The organism is Vibrio sp. YT-16 (assembly GCF_033337405.1).
GTDB classification, from domain to species: Bacteria; Pseudomonadota; Gammaproteobacteria; order Enterobacterales; family Vibrionaceae; genus Vibrio; species Vibrio alginolyticus.
The window spans coordinates 1-1,189 of sequence record NZ_JAWOQQ010000116.1 but is presented as its reverse complement, the minus strand read 5'-3'; the positions used below and the strand labels follow the sequence as shown (position 1 = coordinate 1,189).

1 protein-coding gene is annotated in these 1,189 nt (G+C 45.0%); it reads right to left on the bottom strand.

What is annotated here, in order from left to right; translation table 11 throughout:
- Positions 1-1,189 (bottom strand): histidine kinase dimerization/phospho-acceptor domain-containing protein (locus R7F07_RS25130; protein WP_318110656.1); only part of this gene is annotated, 1,189 nt, incomplete at both ends.

The window sequence follows — 1,189 nt, the reverse complement described above, 5'->3', positions numbered from 1 at the left end:
GCATTTTGTGGTAATCCAATAAATCGTCTACGAGGTTAGCTAAGCGTTGACCACTCTTGATAATGATATCAAGTTGGTATTTTTGACTGGCGGGAATGACTCCATTTGCTCCTGACACAAGGGTTTCTGCTATCCCAACCATGCCATGTAGCGGTGTACGCAATTCGTGCGAGGTTGTTGCGAGGAACTCATCTTTCAGTTTATCAGCCAGTTGCAACTCATCATTTTGCTTCTGAATCAGCTTGATGTTGCTTTCAAGTTCTTCGTTTTGCTGTTTGATGGTTTGGATTTTTTCTCGAATCGAGCGCTGCATACGTTCGAAGCTGATAGCCAAGCGACCGATTTCATCTTTACGTTCGGTATTGAATGTCGTTTCGTCGAGGTCGCCAGCGGATACTTTCTCCGCCGCCCAAGTCAGCTTCAGCAGTGGTGATGTAATGAAGTTGGACAAATAATGCGATGCAATCACCACAAGAATGATCGCGATTAGCATGGCGATAACGAAGAGTTTTTCCAGTTGATGAATGCGTGAAAACGCCTCTTTTTCTGGAAGTTGAACCACGAGCGCCCATGTAATACCGCGTGTTTGAATTGGGGCAAATGCAGCGATAATTTCTTCGCCAAGTCCATTGGTGTAGGTGCCAACGTCGGTTTGTCCCGCTAAAGCTTTATCGATGACTTCAAGACTGTTTTGAATACTGTCTTGCTTGGTATTAATCGTACGTGGTTGCTGATCGCTGCCGACCAGTAGAGTGTTGATGGACGATTCACGGTTTTTATCTGCGATCAGCTTGGTAATGCCGTTGTTTGGTAAACGGAACATAGCATAGCTGTGCAAATAGCCTTGCTGAACGATAGGTGCACCAAGCCAAGCGACTTGTCGACCATGTTCCAGTTCAAAATCAGAAATAATGACGGGCGTATAATCTTCATTCACTTTGCGGCGTTCGTTGACGTCATCAGCTAGACGTTTGAAGGTTTTTCCTAATGCCGAGTCTTTGTAGCGCCCCGTTAGTAGGTTAGTACCGTAGTTGTCGTCTTTGTTAATGGAATAGGTTACGTTGCCGTTAATATCGACCAGCAAAATATCATTAAAATCTGAGCGTTTGAGTAGCTCCAGATACGCCCAGTGATAACGTTTGTGGAGTAAGCGATAACGTTCACTACCGACATAATTTGAGGACTCCGG